General features: G+C 64.2%; 6 protein-coding genes. 3 read left to right on the top strand and 3 right to left on the bottom strand.

The window, feature by feature from the left end; all coding sequences use genetic code 11:
- From VLR48_RS18045 to VLR48_RS18035, 3 genes are all read right to left on the bottom strand, one after another.
- On the bottom strand, positions 1–278 hold a 278-nt coding region (locus VLR48_RS18045; protein ID WP_325293116.1), incomplete at its 3' end, for an ATP-binding cassette domain-containing protein.
- A complete protein-coding gene (locus VLR48_RS18040; protein ID WP_325293115.1) occupies positions 271–1,521 on the bottom strand; it encodes a lipoprotein-releasing ABC transporter permease subunit in 1,251 nt (416 codons plus the stop codon). The genes VLR48_RS18040 and VLR48_RS18045, both read right to left, overlap by 8 nt.
- 222 nt (positions 1,522–1,743) lie before the next feature.
- Positions 1,744–4,578 (bottom strand): CheR family methyltransferase, encoded by a 2,835-nt coding sequence (locus VLR48_RS18035; RefSeq protein ID WP_325293114.1) that lies wholly within the window; start codon positions 4,576–4,578, stop codon positions 1,744–1,746.
- Between the two features lie 270 nt (positions 4,579–4,848).
- On the opposite strand from VLR48_RS18035, the gene VLR48_RS18030 reads away from it, so the two are divergent.
- From VLR48_RS18030 to VLR48_RS18020, 3 genes are all read left to right on the top strand, one after another.
- A complete protein-coding gene (locus VLR48_RS18030) occupies positions 4,849–5,124 on the top strand; it encodes a hypothetical protein (RefSeq protein ID WP_325293118.1) in 276 nt (91 codons plus the stop codon).
- Positions 5,070–5,384 (top strand): EAL domain-containing protein, encoded by a 315-nt coding sequence (locus VLR48_RS18025; RefSeq protein ID WP_325293117.1) that lies wholly within the window; start codon positions 5,070–5,072, stop codon positions 5,382–5,384. Before VLR48_RS18030 ends, VLR48_RS18025 begins: the two co-directional genes overlap by 55 nt.
- A gap of 162 nt (positions 5,385–5,546) precedes the next feature.
- The gene (locus VLR48_RS18020) at positions 5,547–5,978 is read left to right on the top strand and encodes an STAS domain-containing protein (RefSeq protein WP_325293113.1); all 432 of its coding nucleotides are present in this window, start codon (positions 5,547–5,549) and stop codon (positions 5,976–5,978) included.
- The last annotated feature ends 22 nt before the right edge of the window (positions 5,979–6,000 follow it).

The following is a 6,000-nucleotide window of genomic DNA, read 5'->3' as shown; positions in this document are numbered from 1 at the left end:
AAGCCGAGATGGCTGTTGCGCAGCAGGCCGCGCTTAGTCTCGGAGAGTCGGTTGACCTCCTGACCGAGCCAGCGCAGGCTCCCGCTGCTCGGGCGCTCCAAGCCGCCGACGCAATGCAGCAGGGTGCTTTTGCCCGAGCCCGAGGCCCCGACGATGGCGATCCGCTCGCCGGCACCGACGCGAAAATCCACGTCGCGCAGCACCTCGACCTCCAGCGGACCCTGGCGGAAGGTCTTCGACAGCCCCTTCACCTCCAACACGGGCTCGAGATCACTCATAACGCAGGGCCTCGGCCGGCTGGGTCGCGGCTGCGCGCCAGGCCGGGTAGATGGTCGCGAGCACGGACATCAGGAAGGCCGCACCGCCGACGAAGAGCACGTCTTCCAGATGCACGTCCGAGGGTAGCGCGCTGATGTAGTAGATGGTCGGATCCAGGAAGTGAACCCCGAAGAGCCCCTCGATCCCGGCGACGACGGTCTCGACATTGAGCGCCAGGATCACGCCCGCCACCATCCCGATCAGCGTCCCGACCAGACCGATCGCGGTGCCCTGCACCATGAAAATCCCCATGATGCGCGCGGGCGAGGCGCCGAGGGTGCGCAGCACCGCGATGTCGGCCTGCTTGTCGGTGACGACCATGACGAGGGTCGAGACGATGTTGAAGGCGGCTACGGCCACGATCAGGAAGAGGATGATGCTCATCATCCGCTTCTCCATCGCCAGCGCGCTGAAAAAGTTGCTGTGGACCTGCGTCCAGTCCAGGACGCGGTAGACCCCGTCCAGCTCGTAGGCGATATCGCGCGAGAGCTTCGGCGCCAGCCACATATCGGTCAATTTGAGCCGCACACCCGAGACCGCATCGCCCAGGCTCAGCAGCTTGGCCGCATCGTCCATCTGCATGAAGGCGGCATTGCGGTCGTAATCCGCCATGCCGACCGAGAAGACGCCGCTCACGGTGAAGCGTTTGAGCCGCGGCATGATCCCGACCGGTGTCGCGCTCACCTGCGGCGTGACGACGGTGACCTTATCTCCGGGCACCACGCCCAGGAAGTTCGCCAGATCCTGTCCGAGGATGATCCGAAACTCGCCGTCGACGAGATCATCCACCGAGCCCGTGACCATATCGCGGCGCAGCTCCGCGACCTGATCTTCCTCGGTCGGGACGATGCCGCGGATCAGGGCGCCGCTCACCTGCGAGCCGTTGACCAGCATCCCTTGGACCTCGACGAAGGGCGCGGCGCCGACGACATTCGGATGGGCTCGAACCCGCTCCAGCACGTCGCGCCAGTCCTTGATGCCTCCGCCGTAGGGATCGGCGAGTGTGGCGTGCGAGGCCATGCTCAGAATGCGAGCCTGTATCTCTTTGTGGAAACCGTTCATCACCGAGAGCACCACGATCAGCGCCACGATGCCGAGCGTAATGCCCACCATCGAGGTGCCCGAGATGAAGGAGATGAAATGATTACGGCGTTTCGCTCGCGTGTAGCGAAGGCCGACATAGATGGCGATGGGATGGAACATGGCGCGGGATTTAACCACAAAGCCCGCGGGCGCGCCCGAAAACCGTGGGACGGAAACCGGGATGCCGCGTCCCGGCCTCGTCCTTTCGACAGGCCGGTAAAGTTGACAAGCGATCCCGTTCGTTGTCGTTGTCGATACGACCGCGATTACGACCGCGATTACGACAACGACAACGACAACGAGATCGAGCTCGGAAGGCTTCGGGATCTCTGCACTGCTCCACTAGGTCTCGATCTTGGTTGCAGGGCGCTCGGTGGTCGCAAGCGCGTAGGGGATCCCGCGGTCGTCCAGCAGTGCGATGGGATGGATCAGCACGGGCACACGACGGCCGTTTGCGTGCAGACGCTCGCTCTCGAACGGCTCGACGCGCTCGCCGCGCTTCAGTCGCTCGATCGTGGTCCGATAGAGCCCCATCGCCTCGGGCGGGATCAGGCGCTCGATCGACATCGCCAGGGCATCGCTCTCGCGATAACCGTAGGCCCGCTCGGCCGCGGGGTTCCAGGCAAGGATGGACCCGTCGAAGCCCTGCACCGTCATGGCATCGTCGGCATCCTTCACTAAGGCCGCGAGCCGTTGCACCTGCTCCAACGCGTTGCGCAGGCGCGCCTCGGACGTCTTCGCCTCGTCGATGTCGACGAAGGCGATCACCGCACCCTCGATCCGGTTCTCCGCGGACTTGTAGGGGCGAATCCGCACCGAGTACCAGTGGCCGTCCTCGTCCTGAAGCTCGAGCGCCTGGGGCGTCACCCGATCGACGACTGCCTGCACCCGGGCCTCCAGATCGGGAATCTCGATGTTCGGCTTGATGTTGCCGATGGGCCGGCCGAGATCCGAGGAGATCAGATTCAGGAGCCGCTCGGCCTGCGGCGTGAACTGGCGGATACGCAGGTCCGGCCCCAGGATCAGCACGGGGAGATCGACGCTGACGAGGAGATTGCCGAGATCGCTGTTCGCCTCGGCCAGCTCTTGGTTGCGATTCTCCAGCTCGCAGTTGACGGTCGCCAGCTCCTCGTTGGTCGACTGGAACTCTTCCTTGGCCGTCTCCAGCTCCTCGATGGTGCTCTGCAGCTCCTCGTTGGCGGACTGGATCTCTTCATTCGCGGACCTCAGCTGCTCGTTGTTGCGCTCCTGCTCCGTGATGATGGATTGGAGGTAGTCCCGCGTGGAGGTCAGCTCGCGCTCCAGCGCCACGATGCGCTCGTCCACCGGCACGGGCGCGTCGCTCGTTGCGACCGTTGCAGTGACCGAACGCGGCTCGGCGGTCTCTGTTTCGTCGAACAGCACCAACAGCCGATCGGGTGGCCCGCCCCCGTCGTCGATCGGCAGCACCCGCAGGCCGATCCACGCATCGGCACCGTTGCGCCGATACCAGACGCGGCTCTTGCTGACGGGCGCGCCGCTCGTACGCGCCTCCCGGATCGCCGCGCGCAGCTCGACCGCAAGCTCCCGGCGCGCCAGCTTGAGCAGATTCAGAGTGGCCGCGCCCGGGATCGGATCCAGATAGCGGCCGGTCTCGCCGCGAAACAGCAGGATATCCAGGTCGCTCGACACCACCACGCCCGGAGGCCCGTAGTGTTTGAGGATCATGCGATCGGTTGCTTCGGTGAGATCGACCGGCTCATTCAGACCCGGCGCGGCGGGGGCGACCGAGAGATCGCCCGCAGCTTGAAACGCCCGGGGCATGAGCGTGGTCTCGAGCCGAGGCACGTTGGATTTCTTCTTATAGATCTTGCTCTTGTGGTCGAACAGGGCGAAGAGGTCGGCCCGTGCCCCGATGGATTCGGAGGACCCCAACATCAGAAACCGATTCGGCTCGAGCGCATAGTGGAAGATCTGCAGGGCCTGCTTTTGCAACGGCGGCCCGAAATAGATCATGAGGTTGCGACAGGAGACCAGATCCAACCTGGAGAAGGGCGGGTCTTTCACCAGGTTCTGCACCGCGAAGATGCACAGATCGCGCACCCGCTTGGCGACCTCGTAGCCGCCGGCGACCTTGACGAAGAAACGCTTCAGCTGCTCGGGTGCCAGGTGCGCGACGAGCGGGTCGGCAAAGAGGCCCGCGCGGGCTTTTTCGATCGCCTTGGTGTCGATGTCGGTCCCGAAGATCTGGATGCGCGTGCCGGCCGCCTGCTCGCCCAGATAGTCGATCATGGCGATGGCGATCGAATAGGCCTCCTCGCCGGTGGCGCAGCCGGGCACCCAGACACGCACCGGGTGCTCGTCGTGCGGCTCCGCAAAGAGGACCGGAAAGACCTTCTCGCGCAGGGCGTCGAAAGCCTCGGGCTCGCGAAAGAACCCGGTCACGCTGATCAGCAGGTCGTCGAACAATCGTCCGACCTCCTCGGGCTGGGACTGGAGATAGCGCGCATACTCGGCAAGCCGGTCGATCCGATGCACGGCCATGCGCCGCTTGATCCGCCGTAGGATGGTGTCGCGCTTGTAGAAGCTGAAATCGTTTCCGGTGTGCGTGCGCAGCATCATGAAGATCTTGCCGAGATCCTCTTCGTTGCCGCCGGGGAGGTCCGCAATCTTGCGCAAGGATTGGCGCAAGTACGGGTGACGCGCAATGCGTGCAAGCTCGCACGCCATCTCCGGCGGCGCCATCACCAGGTCGACACAACCGGCGGCGATCGCGCTGCCCGGCATCCCGTAATGCTCCGCGCTCTGTCGGTCCTGGGCGAAGGTCATTCCGCCGGCCGCCTTGATCGCCTTCAGCCCGTGCGTCCCGTCCGAGCCTGTCCCGGACAAGACCACGCCGATGGCCTTCGGGCCCAAGTCGTCCGCCAGGGTTTGCAGGAAGCTGTCTACGGGCAGGTGCAGCCCCCGATCCTCCTGGCGCGGCAAGACGAGCAGCCGCCGATGATGCAGCCCGAGCGAGCAATTCGGCGGGATGACATAGACATGATCCGGCTCGACCAACTCGCCGTCCACGGCCTCGTGCACCGGCATCCGGGTCGCCGCGACCAGCAGATCGACCAGGAGGCTGGGATGTACCGGATCCAGATGCTGGATGAGCACGAAGGCCATGCCGGTGCGCGCCGGCAGATGGTGCAGCAACAGCCTGTCAACTCACCGGAAGCAGACGCGCCCGATCGCTTCAGGGGCTGGATCCGTAAGACTACTTAGCCCGCACGCGTGAAGCCACAATACAAAAATCCGATTTCCGCTCATATACTTGTGACTTAGCGAGAACGTCTGGACGACAAACGACGGTCAGGCCGAACAGCGGAGCTTGCGGTATGTAGACGATCCGCCGGATCGACGCCACGCATCGCAAACGTCACACCGTAACGGCCACGTCGTGCGGGACGCGCCGGAGTATAGCCAGTGTCGAGACCTATGACATGCGAGGAGGAGGACATTGCCCCCGAGGGCGAAACCTCACAAGAAAAGGCGGCCAGCGAGGACGAGCTGCACCGCCTCATGCACGATTTGAAGACCCATCAAATCGAGCTGACCCAGCAAAACCGAGAGCTTCGCGACGCTCAGCGGGCGCTCGAAGCCTCGCGCGACCGCTATGCCCGACTCTACGACCGGGCACCCGTCGAATCGAGTTCGCGATCGATCATTTCGGCGCGTTTTCCTCATCGCTCGCGGATCTGAAGCGGCTGCCGATCCGGGAGTTGAAGATGGACAAGTCCGTGATCGACGGACTACCGGACGACAGCGGCGACGCGGCAATCGCGCGCGCGATCCTCGCGCTGGGCAAGACGCTGGGCATGCGCGTCATCGCGCAGGGCGTGGAGACGCAGAATCAGGCCGATTTCCTGCGGGAGGCCGGCTGCACGATCGCGCAGGGCTTTCTCTACACCCAACCGCTCGGCCCGGAGGAGCTGATGCGGTTCGTCAAGACCTGGGCCTGAGGAACGATTCGACAACAACCGGAACACCTCGTCCGGAGTGCTCAACCATAAACCGGCCACGCAGGACGTGAAGGCGCGAGTGTAGTTCACCTGATGGCACTTGGGTGCCGCAAGATGAAACGGCACTGAAAAAAAGACCATGACCAGGAGGAGAGCATAACGATGACACGAATTGACTCGCTGCATGCACGCACGGCGTCCTCGGCCTCGCCGAGCAAGGCCGATCAGGCGATCCGGATACTCGGATTCCATGATGTCGGGCGGCAGGGCGCCGACCGAACAGGCCACCACACCCCGGGGATCGCAGCCCCTGCCGCAGATCTCGACTACGAGATCGACGATGGCGTCCTGCGCATCCGGATCGACGGCCCGCTGGATCTGCGCTGCGCCTTTGCCTTGCTGCTGATCGGCCAAGCGGTAGACGAGAGCATCGACGCCTGCACGCTCGACCTGACCGGCGTCGACCGGATCTTCGACTCCGGGATTGCGGCACTGGTCCTGGTCGCCCGGGAGCTGAAGCAAAAAGGCGTGGAGCAGATCCGAATCCACGGCCTGGACCTCCACAGCGCAACCTTGCAGCCGTTTTTGATGTAACTATCACGGGATGCCGCGCGAT

The organism is Thiocapsa sp., from assembly GCF_035467215.1.
Lineage (GTDB): Bacteria > Pseudomonadota > Gammaproteobacteria > Chromatiales > Chromatiaceae > Thiocapsa.
The sequence above is the reverse complement of the archived record's forward strand: the minus strand, read 5'-3'. Positions and strand labels throughout refer to the sequence as shown.